Source organism: Undibacterium cyanobacteriorum (assembly GCF_031326225.1).
GTDB classification, from domain to species: domain Bacteria; phylum Pseudomonadota; class Gammaproteobacteria; order Burkholderiales; family Burkholderiaceae_D; genus Undibacterium; species Undibacterium cyanobacteriorum.
In genome coordinates this window covers 1,759,702-1,780,895 of sequence record NZ_CP133720.1, presented here as the reverse complement: position 1 = coordinate 1,780,895, position 21,194 = coordinate 1,759,702, and the positions used below count along the sequence as shown (strand labels likewise).

Genomic DNA, 21,194 nt, shown 5'->3' with positions numbered 1-21,194 from the left:
TACCTTCGTATGCATTAAAAATATTGACTGAGAACAACATACAATTATTATCTTACGCTCGCATGGCTCATTTTTAATCGAACGCTGGTTCAATCGGTTTAATCACCGGCATGCCAGCAGCACAATAAGCATCGAACCCGCCTGCGAGTGAGTGCACGTTGCGGTAGCCCATCTGCTGTAAACTCTGCGCTGCGAGGGTGGCACGACCACTTGATTTACAATACAACACGATCTGAAGGTCTCGTGAACTCAAGGTATCAGCACTACTCAATTTGAATTCGAGAACACCTCGCGGTATATTTATCGCCCTTGGCAGATGCCCAGATTGATATTCATCTGCCTCTCTAACATCGATAATGACATCTGCTGCCTGTAGAACTCGAGGAGCGTCGCCTACATCAAATTCGGTAACTGAATCCCTAGCCCGCACCACCAGGTCATGTGCACTCATCATCATATTCAAATCCTTTCGCTTACTTTCACCCTAACTCACACAGTTTTCAAAGAACATTCAATACCGAGAGGTATTGACCAGCACCAAAAACTGCAACGAAGTAAATTGCAATCACAGTCTTATTTCATGATGGGCAATCCACATTGAAGCGCGAGCTGTGATATGCCTCCACCGTTTGTCACATTGAGGTATCCCATGCTGGCCAATTCTCGGCAAGCCGCGCTTGAGCGAGCACCGGACAAACAATACACAAGAACTTTCGTTTCTTTTGCTATCTTACTGGCGACAGCATACTGCCTTAATTCATGTAATGGCCAGCTGAGCGCGCCTTGAATATGTCCACCAGCATATTCAAGTTCGGAACGTACATCCACCAATAAAGGCACATCCGATTCGCCAGTACGGCTCTGATACGAATTAGAACTAAATTGCATAATATTTCCTCTCACTAAAGCTTAACTCAAACCTGTTTCAGGGAAAAATAGTGGCCCCATCAGTAACCTGTACAGACCTAACAAATATTGCATCAAACTATGCCAAGTCTTGAACCATGACTTTTCATTCATTCCCACGCCTATTCACAAAAACCTCAACAATCATAATATCCTTATTTGCGCAATTACGCAAATACAAAATTTATTTATAAAACGATTTAACATTGTTTTTCAAAAGATTGACTGTGAACATGAAATTAGTGGCTGAACTCTGAACAGTTCTATAGCATCCACATTTAATCCAATTCTTACCTCAGCCATGTAAGTGATCTAGGAGAATAAATGACCAGCAAGGTTTAGTTAGTTCACCTGATCTGGATCAAAGAATTACTACCGCTTTGAACTACAAACAGCTTTATAATTCAGTTCAATTGCTTATTTGCATAAAAACGCAAATAAAGCAGTTTAGAATTCAGTACTGAATCATGCGTCCTCTCGAAATGATCCCAATCTCAACTCGTTTCGCTCCATTTCGAATTCGACGTTCCTACTGAATTTCCAACATTTAACACTAGGAGCTCATCATGTTGAAAATGAATGTCGGTGGTCTAGATCGCGTTTTACGTATTGTTGTTGGCCTGGCTTTAATCGGCGCGACCCTCGCTGGTTGGCTCAATCAGTTTGGTTGGATCGGCGTGGTACCGCTGCTCACAGGTATTTTCCGCTTCTGCCCTGCTTATACTTTGCTCGGCATCAAAACCTGCAAACTTGACTGAATTAGACTGACGCCAAAATTCGCAGTGGCTTGTTGATCCGCGCTTCAATTGAATCGCAAGCCCTAGCATTTCCCTTTGGCCTGCAGTCTAAGTACTCACCTTTGAAAGCACTTTATGAGCAAGTCTTACGTCGAAATCACCAAGTCACTCTCACAATCACTGTCCCATTTGCGCAGCGATATTCCTGATGTGATGAAAGGCTTTTCTATGCTGGCACAAGCAGCGAGCAAAGATGGCGCACTCGACAAAAAGACCAAAGAACTGCTGGCATTGGCACTCGGCATCGCCGCGCATTGTGATGGCTGCATCGGCTTCCATGTGCAAGCGCTGATCAAACTCGGCGTTACACGTGCCGAGCTCGAAGAAACTCTGGGCATGACGGTGTATATGGGTGGCGGCCCTTCCTTAATGTACGCGGCTGACGCCTTGAGAGCCTTCGATGAAATGAGCGCGAGCTAAGGATTTCATCTTCAGCATTTCATTTTCCGCTTCTCAACAAAACAAGCCTTTACTGAAGCGCCATTCACATGACGCCCTGTCAGCCGTATTGATTCAACAAGTCACAGGCCAGCACACGAAATCTGGAGCGAGAACTTGTTCTTGATCAAGGTGTGCAGCGCACAAATTTGCTAGCATCGCGGGCACTATCGATTCACTTTCTGGACATCGATTCGACTAAGGCTAAGCTTTTCTATCTTCGCAATTCGCTATTCCGGTAGAGCTACTTTAGGTCGGTCGACGATGCTTATTCGCCGATGTCTTATCTCCGATCATTATTCGCCATGAAACAACTCAGCCAAGCCCCTCACCGTCTCTATTTCTTCTTGGGACTCGTCGCACTCCTTTCCTTACTGGCGTGGTGGTGGATCAATCTCCAATTCGCGAATCAATTACCGGTGCCTTTACACGGCATTTTGATGCCACTCGGCGTCTTCCCTTTATTCATACTCGGTTTCACCTTTACTGCTGGACCGCGCTGGCTCAACGTCAAGGCATCTACCCATCATTTTATCTTGCATGGCGCGACCTATTTCGTAGGTATCGTTTTGGTGTTATTCGCCTCCACTTTTGGTCTCAAACCTTTACGTCTATCTGGCTTTGCCTTGATGCTATCCGCGTGGGTCGCGGTCACACTGCGTTGGGCGCGCTTGATTATCGAAAGCAAAAGTGAGGATAAAAAACACGCGATTGCATTATTAGTCGCCATGCTGGGTGGCATACTTTCTATGCTGTGCGCCTTGCTATGGGCGGCTGGTTCTGAGCTTGCTTGGCAAGCTGCACGACAATTGAGTTTCTTCGCCTTCCTCTTACCCATCTTTCTCACTGTGTGTCATCGCATGCTGCCCTTCTTCACCGCCAATGTGTTGCAGAACTATGTCACATGGCGTCCTTATAGTTTGTTGGCGACTTGGTTGATTGGCAGTTGGACTTTGGCGTTCGCGGGTATTTTCGGCACGAATGGAAGCGATGCAAGTAGCGCGGCGCAAGGCATCCAAGTGATCGTTGCCACGCTCTTGAGCTTCAGTTTCGCCAACACTTCTTGGCGTTGGGGACTGTTTCGTAGTTTTGAGAATCGACTATTAGCCATGCTGCACTTATCCTTCGCATGGCTTAGTGTCGTTTTCGCCCTGCATGCGATCTCGGCGCTTGGCGTCACCACGGGTTCGGCCACCACCCACGCTTTAGCTTTGGGCTTCATGAGTACCATGTTAGTCGCGTTTGTGAGCCGGGTCAGCTTCGGTCATAGCGGCCGCCCACTCCATGCAGGCAATGGTTTGTGGTCCTTGTATCTTGCATTGCATTTAGCAGCTGTCCTGCGTGTCTTTGCGAGTTTCCAGGCCACCGATAGTTTAATCAAAGTTTCTGCGGGATTATGGGCAGCGGTGTTTATCGCTTGGGGCGCTTTGATGTTGCCGATCTACTTGCGGCCTCGTGTCGATGGCGCACCAGGTTAATCAGCGCTGACCGCCGCCCAATAGAAGAAACCAGACTGACAGAAATAGCGCGAACGATCACGCCAAGAGGTTTCGTGGTAAGGTAGTACACATTTGATTTTTGAGGTAGGCGGTCATCGCTGTCACGCCGACCTCAAACACTCGTGCATCTACTTAGCCGCTATGAAAGACTCTGAAATCAGTTTTATCCGCAGTCAATTCCCTGCTCTGCATAACGCATCCTGTGTGTACCTCGACAACGCAGGTGGCTCACAAGTCGCCCAAGTCGTGGCCGACCGTATTCATCAGTATCTTCTCAGCACCAGCGTGCAGCTGGGCGCCAGCTATCGCACTTCGGTACAAGCACAAGATCGCGTGTTAGCCGCACGCCGCGCCATCGCTGATTTGGTGAATGCCAAGGACGACCGCGAAATCGTCATGGGTGGCTCGACCACCGGTTTGATGTTCCTCTTGATTCAAGCGCTACGTCCTAGTATTCGGCCCGGCGACGAAATCATTCTCACCAACACGGACCACGAAGCCAACATCGGTGCTTGGAAACGTCTGGAAGAAGTTGGTGCGGTGATCAAAATCTGGGAAGTCAATCGCCAAACGATGTTGCTCGAACTCGAGCAACTCGAGCCCCTATTGAGCCCGCGCACCAAATGGCTTGCGATGACCCATGCTTCGAATATTTTGGGGACGATCAATCCTGTCGCTGAAGTTGCACAGCGTGTGCATGCGGTCGGCGGCAGAGTGTGTGTCGATGGCGTTGCCTATGCGCCGCACCGTTTAGTGGATGTACAAGCGAGTGGCGCCGATATTTACGTCTTCAGTTTTTACAAAGTATTTGGGCCGCATTATGCATTGATGTGGGGGCATCTGGAATTACTGAACTCACTCGCAAACTTAAATCACTTTTTCATACCAGCGGACGAATTGCCTTACAAACTACAACCGGGTAATGTGAATTTTGAGTTATCGTATGGCTGCGCCGGCATTCGAGATTATCTGCTCGCTGTTGCAGACTTTTTTCAATACGATGGCACTCCGCGACAACGTATGCAAGCCGTCTTCAAGAAGTTTGAAGATCACGAAAATGCATTGGCAGAACAGTTGCTCAGCTATCTACGTTCGAAAGAGAAAGTTAGCATTATCGGCCTTAATACTGTGACGCAAGGAAAGCAGATACTCACAGACGGCAACATGGCGAATGATTCAAACTTGACAAACTTGATTCAGCGGGTTCCGACCATCAGCTTTGTGCACCAAGAGCTAGCGTCACCGGAGATCGTGCGTCACATCGATCAATATGGCATCGGCATCCGCTATGGCGATTTTTATGCAAAACATCTGATCAGTACTTTGGATTTGGAAAAACACGGCGGCGTAGTGCGGGTATCGATTGCCCATTACAACACCGAGCAAGAGATTGCCCGCTTGATTCGACATTTAGACGAGGTTTTGTAAGATGCCATTTTCCTTAGATAAGCTACTCGTTATCGGCATTTCTTCACGGGCTTTATTTGACCTCGAAGTGGAAGAGAAGATCTACCAAGAGCAAGGTCTCGATGCCTATCGTTTGCATCAACTACAGCATGAGAACGAAGTGCTGAAACCCGGTGCTGGTTTTCCGTTGGTCAAAGCCTTGCTGCGCTTGAACCAACTCACGCCGGACAAACGTTTGGTGGAAGTCGTGATCATGTCGCGCAATTCATCCGAGACGTCTTTGCGCATTTTCAATTCAATTGAACACTACGGACTGGATATTAGTCGTGCTGCGTTGGCCGGTGGCGCTTCCTTGTCACCCTATCTCAAGGCCTTTAACGTCAGCCTGTTTTTATCGCTCCATGAAGACGATGTGCAAGCCGCCATCAATAGTGGCACGGCAGCGGCGCTGTTGTATCGCACTCCTGAAGCCGCCGCCGACCCAGAACAAATTCGCATTGCTTTTGACGGCGACGCTGTCTTGTTCTCCGATGAAGCCGAACGCATTTATCAAACCGGCGGTATCGAAGCGTTTGAAAAACATGAGCGCGAAAACGCTAAGAAGCCTTTGCCCGAAGGCCCCTTTGCGCGTCTCCTTTTAGCGATATCCTACTTGCAAAATAATTTCAAAAGCGATGATCCACATGCCATGCCATTGCGCACAGCTTTAGTCACCGCGCGTTCTTCCCCCGCTCATGAACGGGTCATCCGAACGCTCAGGGCATGGGATATTCGGATTGATGAAACCTTCTTCATGGGCGGCGTCAGCAAAGCAGCCGTGCTCGCCGCATTTCAACCGCATATGTTTTTCGATGATCAACATGGTCACTGCTTGAGTGCGTCTGGGGTTGTTCCGACCGGACGTGTGCCTTACAAACAAGCACAATCAGACTCTCATTAAATTTTCTTGTAACAGAATCTCAAAACTACAAACCGAGCACACCATGGACATCCGACTTGATGATCTCAGCGATCCCCGCATGATCGCCTTAATCGAATTACACACTACCAATATGGCATCAATTTCACCTCCAGAAAGCTGCCATGCCTTGGCTATTGACGCCTTACGCAGCCCGAAAATTCGACTCTGGGGTGCATGGGATGGCGAAGAACTCATGGGTTGCGGCGCGCTCAAGGAACTCGATCCAGAGCATGCGGAAATCAAATCCATGCGCACTGCTGAAAAATATTTGAAACAAGGCGTGGCCGCCGCCCTACTCGACCATTTGATCGCCGAAGCGCGTCAGAGCGGATACCGTCGCCTCAGCCTCGAGACAGGCACCCAAGCAGAATTCAAACCAGCAGAAATGTTGTATCGCAAATTTGGCTTTGAAGTATGCGGGCCGTTTGCCGATTATGTTCTAGGCCCCTTGAGCTTGTTTATGACACGATCGCTGTGATGGGCAGAATCGCTCTAGCTCTGGCACAAAGATCGACATAAGCAAGAGGACAAGATTGGAGTTCCTCGATACTTTCGAATCATAAGTGCGACAGAATGGTCTTCGACTTTGGGTTAAAAACTCACATCTGCATCACCTGCATTGCGCCTCCTGTATGGTGAACATCGAGGAATTTCAAATATATTTATAGTATACTTATAGTTTGCATGGCATTCATCGCTCAACGGCCTTGAACAACTTGAAGGCAGCTTACGATCAACCGCTTTGGAATCCATCCCCCCAACGTCCTACGGCAACATTCATGCTCAAGATTTCTTCAGACCAAGCCTTACAACTTGTTCAGCAACATTGGCAGATCACCGGCGAGATTAACGATCTTCCCTCTTACGCTGATCGCAATTTCAAGATCAGTGGCGCACAGGGCAACTTCGTTTTCAAAATCGCGAATCCGAATTGGTCTTATGCTGATCTCGATATCGAGAATGCCGCCCTGCTCCATTTAGTGCACACCTGCCCCGACCTCGCTCTGCCAAAAATCATGTTGGCTGCTGACGGTTCGCACATCATCCCTTTAAATCTTTACGATGACGCAGGCAATACGCTAGCCTGCCATATGCGCCTCCTGACGTTTGTGAGTGGCCAAGTGTATGCCGAAGCGGCACAGCAAACCAATACCGATTTGGCGAGTTTGGAATATAGCTTAGGGCTGGCAATCGGCAAGCTGGATCGCGGTCTCAGTGATTTCCAACATCCGGCGATGATGCGTGAGGTCGATTGGAGTATCAGTCAACTACCTGGACTGATCGATGAAATTGCCCATGTCGAAGACGCGGAAATTCGTGCCCTAGTTCAGCGTCACCTTCATTACTTTGCCGACAATGAGAGCCAATGGCGGCAAACCCTACCGCAAGCGGTGATTCACAACGATGCCAATGATTACAATGTGATCGTCAGTACGGTTGAGCCCGATGGTGATCATGCGCAGCAAAAAAATAGTAATCAAGCGAGCGCTCATGAAAGCGATCCAGTTCGTGCGCACTATCAGGTCGACGCCATCATCGATTTTGGCGATATGTGCTTTCATCTACGTGCTGTCGATTTGGCGATTACCATCGTCTATGCCTTACAACATGCGGTCGATATTTCTCGCGTCAAGCAGTGCATCACCGCCATCCTCAGGGCATACCAAGGTGTACATCCACTGAGCGAGCCAGAGCTGCGCATTTTGCCAGCACTCATCAATGCACGTTTGAGCCAAAGTGTCTTGATGGCGACGCGTGCATTTCGTAAGAACCCTGCCAATACCTATATCTTAGTGTCACAAATAGGCGTACATCGCCTACTGCGGCAATTTGAAGAAATCGGTGCTGACGAACTTGAACAATTGATGTTGTCAGCAATACGATGAAAGTCTCTAAAAAACCGATTAAGCACAATATCACCGAAGCCTAGCTGAGCCCACAAAATACAACGAAGGCAAAAAACAGCAGCCTATTTTTATAGAGTCGAACATGAGCACGATCACCAAAGCCATACCGCAGCGTAGTCCACAAGAGATCATTGACTTACGCCGTCGCCACCTCAATCCAAGTTTGAGTATGTCGTACCAGCAGCCTGTCAAAATGGTACGTGGCCGCGGGGCGTATTTGTATGATCAGGATGGTCAAGCTTATTTAGACATGGTGAACAATGTTTGTCACGTTGGTCATTGCCATCCAAGTGTGGTCGCGGCCGGCCAAGCCCAGATGGCCGAGCTCAATACCAACACGCGCTACTTACACGACAACATTGTCGAATATGCGCGAAGACTCAGCGCCACTTTTCCTGAAGAATTGTCGGTGGTGTTCTTGACCAACTCAGGCACCGAGGCCAATGATCTGGCACTACGTTTGGCGCGCACCTATTCACAAGCACATGACATCATCGTGGTCGACCATGCTTATCACGGCAACTCGCCCACCATGATAGAACTGAGCCCGTATAAGTTCGATGGCAAAGGTGGACAAGGTCGGCCAGCGCACATCCAAGTGGCCGAGATTCCCGATGATTATCGCGGACGTTTTCGTCGTGGCGAGGCCGATGTCGGCCCACGCTATGCACAAGATTTACATCGGGCGATTGCGGCTATCCATGCACGCGGCGAGAAACCTGCGGCTTTTTTCTGCGAATCGATTTTAGGATGTGGTGGTCAAGTCGTTTTACCTGACCATTATCTGAAAGAGGCTTACGCGACCGCCCGCGCTGCGGGTGCGGTGTGCGTTGCCGATGAAGTGCAAGTTGGCTTTGGTCGCGCGGGAACTCATTTCTGGGCCTTCGAAACACAAGCGGTGGTACCCGATATCGTCACCATGGGCAAACCGATTTGCAATGGACACCCAATGGGCGCGGTCGTAACCCGTCCAGAAATCGCACAGGCCTTTATGAATGGCATGGAATACTTCAATACCTTTGCCGGCAATCCGGTGTCTTGTGCGATGGGCTTGGCGGTGCTCGACGTGATCGAACAAGAGCAACTACAAAACAATGCTCTTCAGGTGGGCAATGCGATCTTGCACGGACTCGTTGAGCTGCAAAAAGAATTTGATATGATCGGCGATGTGCGCGGCATGGGACTGTTTATTGGCGTTGAAATGGTGAAGGATCGTCATAGTCTAGAGCCCGCAACCGAGGCCGCCAATGCGGTGATTGAGTACCTCAAAGCCCATCACATTTTGCTCTCGACAGACGGGCCTTACGATAACGTCCTAAAACTCAAACCGCCGATTGTGTTTAGCATGGACAATGCTGAAGAGTTTTTGCGCTGTCTACGTGATGCTTTACGAAGCATCGCATAAACATGGACGTGATATTGATTCGATCTTTCGAACTCAGGAGACTTTAGTTTTCTTTAGTCTTCTTTCCTCTACCGTCAAGATAGCGCTGAATCACATTGCGGTTTCTTCGACTATCTTGCTGCGAGATTCGCAGTCAGGTACACCCAACTCTCCCCTTGGCATGAAGATGTTCTATTCAATAAAAATATCGATTGAAGAGAATCACACCCCATGTTGCAAGCGCGATCAGAAATGTGAGGAGGACGGCGGCACTTCCAAAGTCCTTAGCATTTTTTGATAAGCTATGACGCTCCAAAGAAACACGATCAACCACCGCTTCAATTGCAGAGTTGATTAATTCCACCACCAACACCTGTACCAATACTGCGATCATCATCAGTTTTTCAAAGGCTGAGACTGGCAGGAACAGCGCCACGATCACACCAGCAATAACCAACACCAATTCTTGGCGAAATGCATGCTCGTGTCGCCAAGCGGCCCTGAGTCCATCAATCGAATAAAAAAACGCAGAGAAAATACGCTTCAAACCGCTCTTACTTTTGAACTCACTAACACTTCCATCGTCAGGTTCATACGAAGACGTCATGGTTCTTCCTTGGCAATCAAAACTCACATTTTATCAGTTGATATTGAAAGTCCGATGACAAGAAAAAATGCAGAAAGAACGCCCCTCTCACGGGCGCACTCGATGTGGAGTGCAAATCGAAATTGCAATAAATTCAATTAGCTGACAAAATACACAATATTGTTTTTTAAATAAATCTCGAAGAATATGCGTTCCCTCATTTATCTCCTTTATTTGTTGTCTGCGTCCGTACTCAGTGGGTGCGTGACTGTGAAACCAATTTATCCAGAAAAATTCGAACTCTCGGACAAAATGCGCGAGCGTGTTGAGCAAGCGCGAAGTAAAGATGAAGCACGCGCAATCACCAGAAGTCTCGATGGCAAACAGTTATTCTCAAATATGGGCAATACAAAGAATGAAGCGCTCCGCACAAGTCTGAGCCGCTGCAGTTCGATGTCGGGTGGCGCATGTCATGTCTTGGCGGTTGGTAAGCTTGATTTCACCGAACGCTATAAGCAGTTTAATGAAGAGTCTAGTCGGGCCATCAGATCACTTCGCATACCTACACAAAATGCAGACTATTTTGAAAAAATGGACTGGCAAATCGACGAGCCTGACCACATCCGTAGCGCCAACGAAGGCATTCACTTCGCGACCCCCTCACATCTTGAAGGAGTTAAGAACATCCTAACTGCGGAACTGATTGCAGGAATGAAGGAAGAAAAATTTATCTTGTTAGACGCAAGTACCATGGATTTTGACAGCGGCAAAACCCTACCGAATGCCTACGTCATGGATTGGCTCGGTGTCTCCTATCAAACAGACTCAAAAACACCAGGCGCCGATACGTTTTCACAAGTTGCGCTCGAAGCCAATATGCGGACACTGGCACCGCAGAAAGATCAGGCCATTGTCGTTTTCTGTGCCTCACCCGAGTGTTGGCTAAGTGTGAATGGGCTGATGCGATTGCGCGCACTCGGCTACACCAATCTTTACTGGTATCGCGGCGGTTCCTCGGTCTGGAGCGCCCTCGGCCTACCTCTCGTTCCTCAAGTTCCCTATGCGAGCCTGCGTCACCAAACGACTCTCAACCCATCTAAGTAAGGTCCACTGATTCGCCCATTCGGATCAGGCTTGTTTCTCGTTTCAATTCTGTGGCTTCGACATCACAGTTTGGCACAAGCGCTCTATTTTGCTCTAAGCTTCACGCAAGAACATCGCGTCTTGCCTGCAAGGAGCAAGTATGGAACACCGTCTCAAACGACTTGAAGCCGTACAAACTATGGTGCTCGACATCGGGCGCCTTTCCTCGCGCACTTCGGACATCCGCGAATTCATCCAAGGCATTCATCTCGCCTTGTCCCGCATTATGTATGCGGCCAATTTTTACATCGCTCTGTACAACAATGAGGAACAGGCCGTGCAGTTCGTCTATTTTGTCGACGAGGTTGATGAAGCGCCCAACCCACAAGAGCAATTCAAACTCGACGAGCCAGGCTACGCTTTCACCAAGTGGGTCATCCTCAACAAAAAGGAAATGATCATCACGGCCGAAGAAGACGAGAAGTTAGTGGAGAGTCCTGAGCTGAGCGCGGTCACTGGCACACGTTCTGAACATTGGATGGGCTACCCTCTGCTCGACCATCAAAAGGATTGCCTCGGGGCCATGGTCATTCAAAGTTATGACGCCCAATATCTCTACACCGATGAAGACCAGGCGTTGTTCGAATTAATTGCGGGGCATGTTAGCAACGCTTTACAACAGTTCCAAAGTGTGGATCGACTTGAGAGAGCCGTCTCCGAACGCACTGCCCTGCTGAAACACGAAATTAGTGAGCGCAAAAGATCCGAACAAATTCAAAAGGCGCTGTATTCCATTGCCGAATTGTCGTTCTCGGTCGAGGATGCCGATGAACTGTATGCCAACATCCACGGCATCGTCGACGGACTCATCACGGCTAAAAATTTCATGGTCGCTTTGTACCACGACGATACGGAGGAAATCAGCGTGCAGTACTTTGTCGACGAGATCGATGAATTACCGGCAATGCACCGTTTCCCACTTGGTATGGGCATGACCTCATTTGTGATTCATAGCGGCAAGGCACAACTGATCGATCAAGATCGTCTCAAGAACTTAATTTCGAGCGGCGAAATCAAGCAGGTTTTGGGTGCTACCACACAAAGTTGGATTGGTGTTCCCATTCTCATCAATGACAAAATTTATGGTGTGATCATCGTCCAAAGTTACGATGCACAAAATCGCTATACGGATCATGATCTTGAACTGCTGGTCTTCGTTGCTAGTCACATTGCAGTCGCAATCGACAGACTCAATTCTGAGAAAAATTTGCACTTAGCCAAAGCAAATCTTGAACAACAAAACACCGCACTCAACAGCGCTTTACACGCACTGCGAGAGGCGCAATCCGAGTTAGTACGCAAAGAAAAATTAGCCTCCTTAGGCGGACTTGTGGCAGGTGTTGCACACGAAATCAATACGCCTCTAGGTATATGTGTTACGGCCACGACACATCTGATCGAAGAACTCAAATTGACCCGCAGGGACATTGAAGCTGGCCGCTTCGCCGATGTACAACGAGATCAATTTCTTGAGATCGTTGATCAATCACTGCGGATACTGAACGCGAACACAAAACGAGCCGCATCTCTGGTTCGCAGTTTTAAACAGGTCGCGGTTGATCAAACGTCCGATGAAAAACGCCCCTTCGTTTTGGCAGCCTACCTTGATGAAATTCTGATCTCCTTGCAACCCAAGCTCAAAGGCAAACCCATCAAAGTGCAGGTTGATTGTCCATCTCAACTTCGCATCTTGAGCCACCCCGGAGTATTCTCACAAATCATTACCAATTTTGTCGTGAACTCCATCAACCACGGTTTTGAACATACTTCGGAGGGACATATTTCCATTCAAATACGTCACGAGAATGACTTCCTTCACCTCGATTATCAGGATGATGGTCGCGGCATGAACGAGGAGGAATTGGAGAAACTATTCGACCCGTTCTTCACAACCAAACGTGGACAAGGTGGGAGCGGCCTGGGCGCTCACATCGTGTTCAACCTAGTCACTGGTCTTTTAAGTGGTCAGATTCGTGCGACAAGCGAAGTTGGACGCGGCCTACATTACCAAATACGTTTCCCAGTCACACTTGCCTAAGTTGAATTATTCAAAGTAAAAGTGAAGCAGAAAACTAATCCGGATAACGCTCATTAATCGCAACGGCTCGCTCAACGTTATCAACTAAGAGCTCAACAAATTGCGGATCGAGGTGCGATCCACTGACCGCTTTCAAGTGTGATACGACTTGATCAACCGGCCACGCAGGCTTATAGACGCGACTATGCATCAAGGCATCAAACACATCAGCCACGGCGACGATGCGCGCATAGACATGAATTTCAGTACCGACCAAGCCTTGCGGATAACCGCTGCCATCAAATTTCTCATGATGTTGATGAGCGATAATTGATGCAGCGCGTAAGATAGGACGATGTGAGCCATCCAAGATCGACATCCCTACTTCGGGATGCAAACGCATGATGTCCCACTCGTTGGCATCGAGCTTGCCAGGCTTGAGCAACACCGAATCTGGCGTCGCAATTTTGCCGATATCGTGCATTGGCGCTGCCTGTTTAAGAATAGCGGCTTCGTCAGGATCCATACCCGAAGCGAGTGCCAAAAGGTGACACACTTCCGCCATCCTACGCACATGATTACCAGCCTCAGGCGAACGCGATTCAACGACATCACCGAGTCGCATGATCAGCTCGCCTTGCGTATCACTGATCTCTTGATTGAGCAGGATATTATCGAAGGCAATCGCCACCCCTGACGAAAATACCTCCAATAACTTTGCGTCAATTTCATTCACATTTTCGACGCCTTGCAACACGAGTAGCGAGGCTTTTCCACTCTCGTTTGGGAAGTAGCCGACATACGTATCGCCATTTAAGCGGGAAATTCGATTGACTGCAGCATCATCCAATTGCCGCAATAAATTCTCGTTAAATAACTGGGCATCGTCGTCAAAATTTCCGATCTTGGCCAATACTTCATAAGAGTTCTCACCCGAAACGCCGCTCGCACCCCGCAGGCGCAACAGCATGCTCTTCTCCAAACGCAATAGAGCGACCACTTGCTGCAATAATCCATTAGCAAAGTCGTGTAAATTGCGTTGTTGATGTATGTGTGCGGAAGCCTCAATGACGCGTTCAAGCCCTTCACGATAAGTCACTTGAAAACGCCGCGCTTCCTCAACCGTAAAGATGTCGCGATAAGCACGTAAAGCAGCGAAAGTCGTGGTGAATAATTTAGTACGGTCGAGTTCGGTCTTTTCTTTGTAATCATTGATATCGTAATCAACAATCACGCTTTCTTCGGGCGCTTGTCCCGGCTGACCGGTTCGTAACACGATACGTGTAAACTGATTTTTCAAGTCTTGGCGCATCCATCGCGCCACTTCCAAACCTGCATCTTCAGTTTCCATGACGACGTCAAGAAATACCAAAGCAATATCAGGCTCACGGCTCAAAATCTCTTTGGCTTGCGGGGCATTGTAGGCATCGAAAAATTGGAGTCCGCGTCCATCTAATTGGAAGCGGTGCAAGGTCAGTTTGGTGACATCATGAATATCGGGCTCATCATCGACTAGCAGAATCTTCCACGGGGAAGAACGAAACGAACTCGACATCACGGCATTCTTGGTCATAGCGAAACTTCCATGTTTTACTGGGCAATCCAGAGCTCAAAGCAAACAAAAACAGGTAATGCACTACTGCGAATGGCAAACTCTAAACATATTACACCGAAGCAACGTCGCTTGCGTAGGATTTGTCTATACGATGTGGCTTGATGCAAGAAAATGACACATCATTCACTCAACACGCGGTCAATTTTCGAATATGAAGCATTACGAACATAGAAAAAATTTCAAAATACAACAACGCATTGGGCAAAAAAATGGCGATCCAAGAAACGCTAGAGTTGAAATCCTAGCCAATTGATTTCACATTATGGTATAAAGTCAGAGATATATTGCATTGCACCATCCACATTATGAAAAACGACACCGCTGCCAACGATAAAACTTCGATCCAAGTGATTGAGCGCATGGTTTCTTTGCTCGATGTTTTGTCTCGCTACCACGATCCCGTTTCACTCAAAGATCTAGCACATGAAACTGGTTTACATCCATCGACAGCACATCGCATTTTGAATGATCTGGTCATCACGCGTTTTGTTGACCGTGCCGATACCGGCACCTATCGCCTTGGGATGCGTTTGCTTGAACTCGGTAATATTGTGAAGAGTCGTCTTGATGTGCGCGAGGCCGCACTCGAATTTATGCGGAATCTACACCGCATTACCAACCAAACGATCAATCTCTCTGTGCGACAGGGGGATGAAATTGTTTACATCGACCGTGCTTTTTCGGAGCGCTCAGGTATGCAGGTTGTACGCGCCATTGGTGGTCGTGCACCACTCCACCTCACCTCAACTGGCAAACTTTTTCTATCGATTGATGAACCGAAAGCTTTACGTGCCTACATCACTCGTACTGGCTTGGCAGGTCACAACAAGAATTCGATTACGGATGTCGCAAAACTCGAACGCGAGCTGGCCGCTGTGCGCACCAATGGTTACGCCCGCGACAATGAAGAACTCGAACTTGGTGTGCGATGTATGGCAGCGGGCATCCATGACGATACAGGCAAGATGATCGCTGGCCTATCAATTTCAGCACCAGCTGATCGCCTCCAAGAAGCGTGGCTTGGCGATTTGATTGCGACAGCCGAACAGATTTCGGCCGCTTTAGGTTACGTACCTAAACCAAGCGCAACGGCCATTCGAAAATAAATTTCTTAGCCCACCGTGGATATCCAAAAAACAAAAAAGCTGGTTGAAACCAGCTTTTTTTGATCTTGCATTCAGTATTGATTACTGCCGCGGATTACTGCTGCGCGACTTTCGCACCAAACCGGTCGAAACGAGGCATGTAATGGTTCTCATAATCCAAGGAGAACATCAAACGACTGACGCGTCCTGTAATCAATTCGCGCTTCACAAAGTGGAAGTATCGCGAATCACGGCTATTATCACGATTGTCGCCCAGCATGACGTATTGACCTTCAGGAATTTGAACTGGAGCAAACGATTGGATTGATTGATACACGTCTGGCATGACGATGATATTGTGATGCAAATCGCCGAGCGTCTCAGTGAAAACACGTTGACTCATTTCATAACGCGGTGTCAGGTATTCGCGCGGTACATCGGGTACTTCTTGATAGTTCGCCTCCTCACCATTAATGATAAGACGACGATCTCGCATTTCTATCGTATCGCCTGGCAAACCGATCACGCGTTTAACCAACCGTGTGCCATCTTCAGGGGAGAAAAATGTCACAATATCGCCGCGTTGTGGGTTGCCAACTTTCTTCAAAATGATATCGGTGAATGGAATTCGAATGTCATATGCAACTCGGTTAGAGATCACTCTGTCACCTTCCAAAAGGTGCGGATACATCGAGCTCGAGGGCACCACATACCAATCGGCCAAGGCGCTGCGCATAAAGATCATTCCAAACACAACAAACAAAAACCCTTTGTTGTCGCGTGCTAACTGTCGCAATTGTGCCAAACCAAATGACTTCATAATCATTCCAAAAAAACTACAAAATACAAAATGAGATACTGCGTAGTGTAACCGAATTCAAAGCACCGCCATCAAAGACCATCAGCAATGATGACTCCGACCACAAAAATGCCCCGAAGTTCGGGGCATTTTCGAGCGAATCACTGAGTAACAACACAAGCGCATTGCGAGAGCCGAAGTTATGGCACATACGACGCGTTACACCCAAAGCTATCAACGGGTAAGAAATTCACATAGGGATGCAGCGCTAGGCGCTTCCCGCAACAATGCAAGAGTATTGCGAGGACAAGCAACAACGCGCTACTCCCACAGCTACTGATAGCCGAAAATTCAATTTTGGAGATGTAGCGCTAGGCGCTTCCCGCAACAATACAAGAGTATTGCGAGGACAAGCAACAACGCGCTACTCCAACAGCTACTGATAGCCGAAAATTCAATTTTGGGGATGTAGCGCTAGGCGCTTCCCACAGCAATACAAGTGTATTGCGAGGACAAGCAACAACGCGCTACTCCACAGCTACTGATACCCGAAAATTCAATTTTGGGGATGTAGCGCTAGGCGCTTCCCACAGCAATACAAGTGTATTGCGAGGACAAGCAACAACGCGCTACTCCACAGCTACTGATACCTGAAAATTCAATTTTGGGGATGTAGCGCTAGGCGCTTCCCACAGCAATACAAGTGTATTGCGAGGACAAGCAACAACGCGATACGCCCCACAATTGGATTTTCTTATTTGGCGCTCATGAGTGCTACTGTGGTGTCTAACATCCGATTCGAGAAACCCCACTCGTTATCGTACCAGCTCGATACTTTCACCAAACGACCATTCACTTTCGTCAATGTTTCGTCGTAAGTGGAAGATGCTGGGTTGTGATTGAAATCAACAGACACCAACGGTGCTTTGTTGTAATCTAAGATGCCTTTCAAGGCACCTTCAGATGCTTCTTTCAATACTTTATTGATTTCTTCGACTGTCGTATCGCGCTTAGCGATGAACGTCAAATCCACAACGGATACGTTGATGGTTGGAACACGCATTGCGTAGCCATCCAATTTGCCATTCAACTCTGGCAAGACCAAACCAACTGCCGCTGCCGCGCCAGTTTTAGTTGGGATCATGCTCATTGTTGCGGAACGTGCACGACGCAAGTCTTCGTGCATCACGTCTGTCAATACTTGGTCGTTCGTGTAAGCGTGGATCGTCGTCATCAAGCCACTTTCGATACCGATCGCGTCGTTTAATGGTTTTGCCAATGGTGCTAAGCAATTGGTTGTGCAAGATGCATTAGAGATGACTGTATCAGTCGCTTTCAATACACCGTGGTTCACGCCGTATACGACGGTTGCATCAACGTCTTTGCCGCCTGGAGCAGAGATGATGACTTTCTTTGCACCGCCAGCCAAGTGAGCGGATGCTTTTTCTTTCGTTGTAAAGAAGCCTGTGCATTCCAACACGACGTCGACATTCAATTCGCCCCAAGGAATGTTCGCTGGATTGCGTTCTGCGAATACTTTGATTTTGTCGCCGTTGACGATCATGGTGTCGCCTTCAACACTGACTGTGCCAGGGAATTTACCGTGGGCTGTGTCATAGCGTGTCAAGTGCGCGTTGGATTCTGCGTTGCCGAGATCATTGATCGCAACGATTTGAATTTGATCTTTAAACTTACCACCTTCGTAGTGAGCACGCAGAATGTTACGACCGATACGGCCGTAGCCGTTAATTGCGACGCGAATCGTCATGGTTCAATCTCCAAAAAGACAAACAGCAATAAAAATAAAACACAAAAAAATCTGTTACCGCAAAACCCCTCAACACAGAGACACTGAGACACAGAGAAAGTCAGGAAAAATCAAATTTTTGATTCGCCCAATTTGAGACTCTTGAGTCCATGAGTTTTCGTCTTTGAAAGAAGCCCTCATGCTTTTCCTCAGTGTCTCTGTGTCTCCGTGTTGAGAGGTTTTAAATCTTCACTGCATAGCTCGCGGAAATGGCATTGCATCCGCCGACGCTAACAACACACTTAAATCATCCCAGCCATAACCGACTTCGGTTAAGTCGAGGCCATCCCACGTAAAATCTTGCTCGACCAAGATCTGGCCACCAAGTTCCTCGTAGAAATTACGAGCCACGGAGTTACCATCGATCACCCAAATCACGCAAGAACTACATCCCATCTCTTGCAAAGAACGCGCTGCTTTATGCATCATGCGTTTGCCGATGCCGCAGCGTTGCCATTGCGGACGAATATAGATCGCATTGATTTCCCCATCGCGGCCCAATTTCGGTTCGGCCAACTTCACCATCGAAATGAAGCCAATGATCTCGTCACCACTCACGGCAACATAGACGCGCAGATTTTGCTCATTGGTCGGCAATGCCTGCAAAATAGTTCGCCACTGCTCCACGTTCTCTTCGAGCGACATGGTGTCCAAATACGAATCGGGAATCATGCCGCGATACGAGGTTTGCCAACCTTCAATGCGTACCGCCGCGATGGCCTCTGCATCGCTGATCACGGCTCTACGCAATTGAATTTCCTTAATCTTACTCATCATTTACACAATCTATTTTGGCAAATCGCAAACTTGCTTTGGAATTAGGCCAACACGGCTTTGGCTTTGGCGACCACGTTGTCTACGGTAAAACCAAAATGTTTGAACAATACACCTGCAGGTGCCGACTCACCAAAGGTATCGATACCGACCACAGCACCTTCCAAACCAACATATTTATGCCAGAACGCTGTCACACCAGCCTCGATGGCAACACGTGGCAAGCCTTTGCCCAAAACACTCAATTTATAAGCTTGATCTTGGCGATCGAAGACGTCGGTCGATGGCATGGAGACTACGCGTGCAGCAATACCTTCGGCAGCCAAAGCATCCGCGGCTTTCAATGCCAATTCGATTTCAGAACCCGTCGCAATCAACACGACTTTGGCATCTGCCGCGTCACGCAAAATATAGCCACCACGTGCAATCGCTTCAATTTGCGCAGCATCGCGTTCAACGAAAGGCAAATTCTGACGCGAGAAAATCAGAGTCGATGGACCGTCATTGCGCTTAATGGCTTGTGCCCATGCAACGGTCGATTCTGTGGTGTCGCATGGACGCCAGTTATCCAAATTCGGGATCAAACGCATGGAAGAAATATGTTCAACAGATTGATGTGTTGGACCATCTTCACCCAAACCAATCGAATCATGTGTGAACACAAACAAACTACGAATTTTCATCAAGGCTGCCATGCGAATGGCATTGCGGCTGTAGTCAGAGAAGGTCAAGAACGTCGCGCCAAATGGCAAGTAGCCGCCATGAAGAGCGATACCATTCATAATCGCGCTCATACCAAATTCACGGACACCGTAGTTGATGTGATTGCCGGCTTGATTTGCGCGCACCGCCACACATTCTTTCCAGTTGGTGAGATTAGAGCCAGTCAAGTCAGCAGAACCGCCCAAGAACTCAGGCAGACTTGGTGCGAATGCTTGGATCGCGTTTTGACTTGCTTTACGCGTTGCGATCGTTTCCTTTTTCGTGACCACGTTATCGATGGCCGCTTTCACAACTTCATCAAAGTTTGCTGGCAAAGCATTGTTCATACGACGGGTGAAATCAGCGGCTTTCGCTGGATGTGCTGCGCTATAGGCTGCAAACACCGCATTCCAATCCGCCTCTGCTTTTGCGCCATCGGCTTTTGCATCCCAAGCGCCATACACATCGGCAGGAACTTCAAACGGTGGGTAGTTCCAATCGATATGCGCACGCACTGCGGCAACTTCTTTGTCACCCAAAGCTGCACCGTGCACGTTGTGGGTGCCTTCCATGTTTGGCGAGCCTTTACCGATCACGGTGCGGCAGCAAATCAAAGTTGGTTTATCCGAGGCTTTCGCTGCAACAATCGCTGCATTCACTGCGTCCACATTGTGTCCGTCAACGCCACGAATCACGTTCCAACCATAAGATTCAAAACGCGCTGGAGTGTCGTCGGTGAACCAGCCTTCAACGTGACCGTCAATCGAGATACCATTGTCGTCCCAGAATGCTGTCAACTTATTCAGTTTCCATGTGCCAGCCAAGGAGCAAGCTTCATGAGAGATACCTTCCATCAAGCAGCCATCACCCATGAAAACCCAAGTGCGGTGATCGACGATATTCGAGCCATCAACATTGAATTCCGCTGCCAATAATTTTTCTGCCAACGCCATACCAACCGCGTTGGTGATACCTTGACCGAGCGGACCTGTGGTGGTCTCAACACCTGGCGTAATGTGCACTTCAGGGTGACCCGCAGTTTTGGAATGCAGTTGACGGAAATTGCTGATTTCAGACATCGGCAAATCATAACCAGTCAAATGCAAGAGCGAGTAATGCAACATGGAGCCATGGCCGTTTGACAAAACGAAACGATCACGATTCACCCATTTTGGATTGCTTGGATTATGACGATAGTGACCTGCCCACAAGGCGACTGCAATTTCAGCCATGCCCATAGGCGCACCTGGGTGACCAGAGTTAGCTTTTTGTACGGCGTCCATGGACAAAGCGCGAATCGCATTGGCCATTTTTGAAGTGATTGCAGGCGTATATGTGGAAGTCATAGGAACACTTGGAAAAGTTTA

Annotated in this window: 19 protein-coding genes; 11 read left to right on the top strand and 8 right to left on the bottom strand. The window is 48.3% G+C overall.

All coding sequences use genetic code 11. The features are described 5' to 3' along the window. Positions 1 to 73 precede the first annotated feature (73 nt). Positions 74 to 457, bottom strand: coding sequence for a rhodanese-like domain-containing protein (locus RF679_RS07345; RefSeq protein WP_309483568.1), 384 nt, complete (start codon positions 455 to 457; stop codon positions 74 to 76). A 116-nt stretch (positions 458 to 573) separates the two neighbouring features. Next, a complete protein-coding gene (locus RF679_RS07340; protein WP_309483567.1) occupies positions 574 to 888 on the bottom strand; it encodes a rhodanese-like domain-containing protein in 315 nt (104 codons plus the stop codon). A 587-nt stretch (positions 889 to 1,475) separates the two neighbouring features. Here RF679_RS07340 and RF679_RS07335 point away from each other — a divergent pair. From RF679_RS07335 to RF679_RS07300, 8 genes are all read left to right on the top strand, one after another. Continuing rightward, entirely contained in the window at positions 1,476 to 1,664 is a 189-nt protein-coding gene (locus RF679_RS07335) for a YgaP family membrane protein (RefSeq protein WP_309483981.1), read from the top strand. A gap of 114 nt (positions 1,665 to 1,778) precedes the next feature. Then, positions 1,779 to 2,123 carry a carboxymuconolactone decarboxylase family protein gene (locus tag RF679_RS07330; RefSeq protein ID WP_309483566.1) on the top strand — a complete coding sequence of 115 codons (345 nt, stop codon included), beginning with the start codon at positions 1,779 to 1,781 and terminating at the stop codon, positions 2,121 to 2,123. A gap of 323 nt (positions 2,124 to 2,446) precedes the next feature. Next, positions 2,447 to 3,619, top strand: a complete 1,173-nt coding sequence (locus RF679_RS07325) for an NnrS family protein (protein ID WP_309483565.1) — start codon at positions 2,447 to 2,449, stop codon at positions 3,617 to 3,619. 162 nt (positions 3,620 to 3,781) lie between these two features. Beyond that, a complete protein-coding gene (locus RF679_RS07320; protein WP_309483564.1) occupies positions 3,782 to 5,068 on the top strand; it encodes a cysteine desulfurase-like protein in 1,287 nt (428 codons plus the stop codon). A 1-nt stretch (position 5,069) separates the two neighbouring features. Beyond that, a complete protein-coding gene (locus tag RF679_RS07315; RefSeq protein ID WP_309483563.1) occupies positions 5,070 to 5,987 on the top strand; it encodes a 5'-nucleotidase in 918 nt (305 codons plus the stop codon). A gap of 43 nt (positions 5,988 to 6,030) precedes the next feature. Further along, complete coding sequence (locus RF679_RS07310; RefSeq protein WP_309483562.1) at positions 6,031 to 6,486, top strand: GNAT family N-acetyltransferase; 456 nt, start codon at positions 6,031 to 6,033, stop codon at positions 6,484 to 6,486. Positions 6,487 to 6,787: 301 nt separating this feature from the next. Then, positions 6,788 to 7,894 (top strand): phosphotransferase, encoded by a 1,107-nt coding sequence (locus RF679_RS07305; RefSeq protein ID WP_309483561.1) that lies wholly within the window; start codon positions 6,788 to 6,790, stop codon positions 7,892 to 7,894. A 103-nt stretch (positions 7,895 to 7,997) separates the two neighbouring features. Then, positions 7,998 to 9,320 carry an aminotransferase class III-fold pyridoxal phosphate-dependent enzyme gene (locus tag RF679_RS07300; RefSeq protein WP_309483560.1) on the top strand — a complete coding sequence of 441 codons (1,323 nt, stop codon included), beginning with the start codon at positions 7,998 to 8,000 and terminating at the stop codon, positions 9,318 to 9,320. Positions 9,321 to 9,495: 175 nt separating this feature from the next. Here RF679_RS07300 and RF679_RS07295 read toward each other — a convergent pair whose 3' ends face one another. Next, on the bottom strand, positions 9,496 to 9,906 hold the full coding sequence (locus RF679_RS07295; RefSeq protein ID WP_309483559.1) for a diacylglycerol kinase: 411 nt from the start codon (positions 9,904 to 9,906) through the stop codon (positions 9,496 to 9,498). Between the two features lie 186 nt (positions 9,907 to 10,092). On the opposite strand from RF679_RS07295, the gene RF679_RS07290 reads away from it, so the two are divergent. Together RF679_RS07290 and RF679_RS07285 are read left to right on the top strand one after the other, a co-directional pair. Continuing rightward, positions 10,093 to 10,989 carry a rhodanese-like domain-containing protein gene (locus RF679_RS07290; RefSeq protein WP_309483558.1) on the top strand — a complete coding sequence of 299 codons (897 nt, stop codon included), beginning with the start codon at positions 10,093 to 10,095 and terminating at the stop codon, positions 10,987 to 10,989. Positions 10,990 to 11,128: 139 nt separating this feature from the next. Beyond that, on the top strand, positions 11,129 to 13,066 hold the full coding sequence (locus RF679_RS07285; RefSeq protein WP_309483557.1) for a GAF domain-containing sensor histidine kinase: 1,938 nt from the start codon (positions 11,129 to 11,131) through the stop codon (positions 13,064 to 13,066). A gap of 34 nt (positions 13,067 to 13,100) precedes the next feature. On the opposite strand, the gene RF679_RS07280 is transcribed toward RF679_RS07285, so the two are convergent. Further along, on the bottom strand, positions 13,101 to 14,618 hold the full coding sequence (locus tag RF679_RS07280; protein ID WP_309483556.1) for a DUF3369 domain-containing protein: 1,518 nt from the start codon (positions 14,616 to 14,618) through the stop codon (positions 13,101 to 13,103). Between the two features lie 347 nt (positions 14,619 to 14,965). Here RF679_RS07280 and RF679_RS07275 point away from each other — a divergent pair, with 347 nt between their 5' ends. Next, positions 14,966 to 15,766 (top strand): IclR family transcriptional regulator, encoded by an 801-nt coding sequence (locus RF679_RS07275; RefSeq protein WP_309483555.1) that lies wholly within the window; start codon positions 14,966 to 14,968, stop codon positions 15,764 to 15,766. Between the two features lie 94 nt (positions 15,767 to 15,860). Here RF679_RS07275 and lepB read toward each other — a convergent pair whose 3' ends face one another. The 4 genes from lepB to tkt all read right to left on the bottom strand — a co-directional run bounded on the left by lepB (position 15,861) and on the right by tkt (position 21,173). After that, positions 15,861 to 16,565, bottom strand: coding sequence for a signal peptidase I (lepB, locus tag RF679_RS07270; protein WP_309483554.1), 705 nt, complete (start codon positions 16,563 to 16,565; stop codon positions 15,861 to 15,863). A gap of 733 nt (positions 16,566 to 17,298) precedes the next feature. Further along, positions 17,299 to 18,312, bottom strand: coding sequence for a type I glyceraldehyde-3-phosphate dehydrogenase (gap, locus tag RF679_RS07265; protein ID WP_309483553.1), 1,014 nt, complete (start codon positions 18,310 to 18,312; stop codon positions 17,299 to 17,301). A gap of 228 nt (positions 18,313 to 18,540) precedes the next feature. Continuing rightward, a complete protein-coding gene (locus RF679_RS07260; protein ID WP_309483552.1) occupies positions 18,541 to 19,128 on the bottom strand; it encodes a GNAT family N-acetyltransferase in 588 nt (195 codons plus the stop codon). Positions 19,129 to 19,169: 41 nt separating this feature from the next. Continuing rightward, complete coding sequence (gene tkt / locus RF679_RS07255) at positions 19,170 to 21,173, bottom strand: transketolase (protein ID WP_309483551.1); 2,004 nt, start codon at positions 21,171 to 21,173, stop codon at positions 19,170 to 19,172. Between the last annotated feature and the right edge of the window lie 21 nt (positions 21,174 to 21,194).

Bases quoted from the DNA above. Each gene is read 5' to 3' on its own strand.
- RF679_RS07280 (WP_309483556.1), bottom strand. From the start codon at position 14,618: ATGACCAAGAATGCCGTGATGTCGAGTTCGTTTCGTTCTTCCCCGTGG.
- RF679_RS07260 (WP_309483552.1), bottom strand. From the start codon at position 19,128: ATGATGAGTAAGATTAAGGAAATTCAATTGCGTAGAGCCGTGATCAGC.
- RF679_RS07275 (WP_309483555.1), top strand. From the start codon at position 14,966: ATGAAAAACGACACCGCTGCCAACGATAAAACTTCGATCCAAGTGATT.
- RF679_RS07320 (WP_309483564.1), top strand. From the start codon at position 3,782: ATGAAAGACTCTGAAATCAGTTTTATCCGCAGTCAATTCCCTGCTCTG.
- RF679_RS07310 (WP_309483562.1), top strand. From the start codon at position 6,031: ATGGACATCCGACTTGATGATCTCAGCGATCCCCGCATGATCGCCTTA.
- gap (WP_309483553.1), bottom strand. From the start codon at position 18,312: ATGACGATTCGCGTCGCAATTAACGGCTACGGCCGTATCGGTCGTAAC.
- RF679_RS07300 (WP_309483560.1), top strand. From the start codon at position 7,998: ATGAGCACGATCACCAAAGCCATACCGCAGCGTAGTCCACAAGAGATC.
- lepB (WP_309483554.1), bottom strand. From the start codon at position 16,565: ATGAAGTCATTTGGTTTGGCACAATTGCGACAGTTAGCACGCGACAAC.
- RF679_RS07315 (WP_309483563.1), top strand. From the start codon at position 5,070: ATGCCATTTTCCTTAGATAAGCTACTCGTTATCGGCATTTCTTCACGG.
- tkt (WP_309483551.1), bottom strand. From the start codon at position 21,173: ATGACTTCCACATATACGCCTGCAATCACTTCAAAAATGGCCAATGCG.
- RF679_RS07290 (WP_309483558.1), top strand. From the start codon at position 10,093: ATGCGTTCCCTCATTTATCTCCTTTATTTGTTGTCTGCGTCCGTACTC.
- RF679_RS07325 (WP_309483565.1), top strand. From the start codon at position 2,447: ATGAAACAACTCAGCCAAGCCCCTCACCGTCTCTATTTCTTCTTGGGA.
- RF679_RS07305 (WP_309483561.1), top strand. From the start codon at position 6,788: ATGCTCAAGATTTCTTCAGACCAAGCCTTACAACTTGTTCAGCAACAT.
- RF679_RS07295 (WP_309483559.1), bottom strand. From the start codon at position 9,906: ATGACGTCTTCGTATGAACCTGACGATGGAAGTGTTAGTGAGTTCAAA.
- RF679_RS07340 (WP_309483567.1), bottom strand. From the start codon at position 888: ATGCAATTTAGTTCTAATTCGTATCAGAGCCGTACTGGCGAATCGGAT.
- RF679_RS07345 (WP_309483568.1), bottom strand. From the start codon at position 457: ATGATGATGAGTGCACATGACCTGGTGGTGCGGGCTAGGGATTCAGTT.
- RF679_RS07285 (WP_309483557.1), top strand. From the start codon at position 11,129: ATGGAACACCGTCTCAAACGACTTGAAGCCGTACAAACTATGGTGCTC.
- RF679_RS07330 (WP_309483566.1), top strand. From the start codon at position 1,779: ATGAGCAAGTCTTACGTCGAAATCACCAAGTCACTCTCACAATCACTG.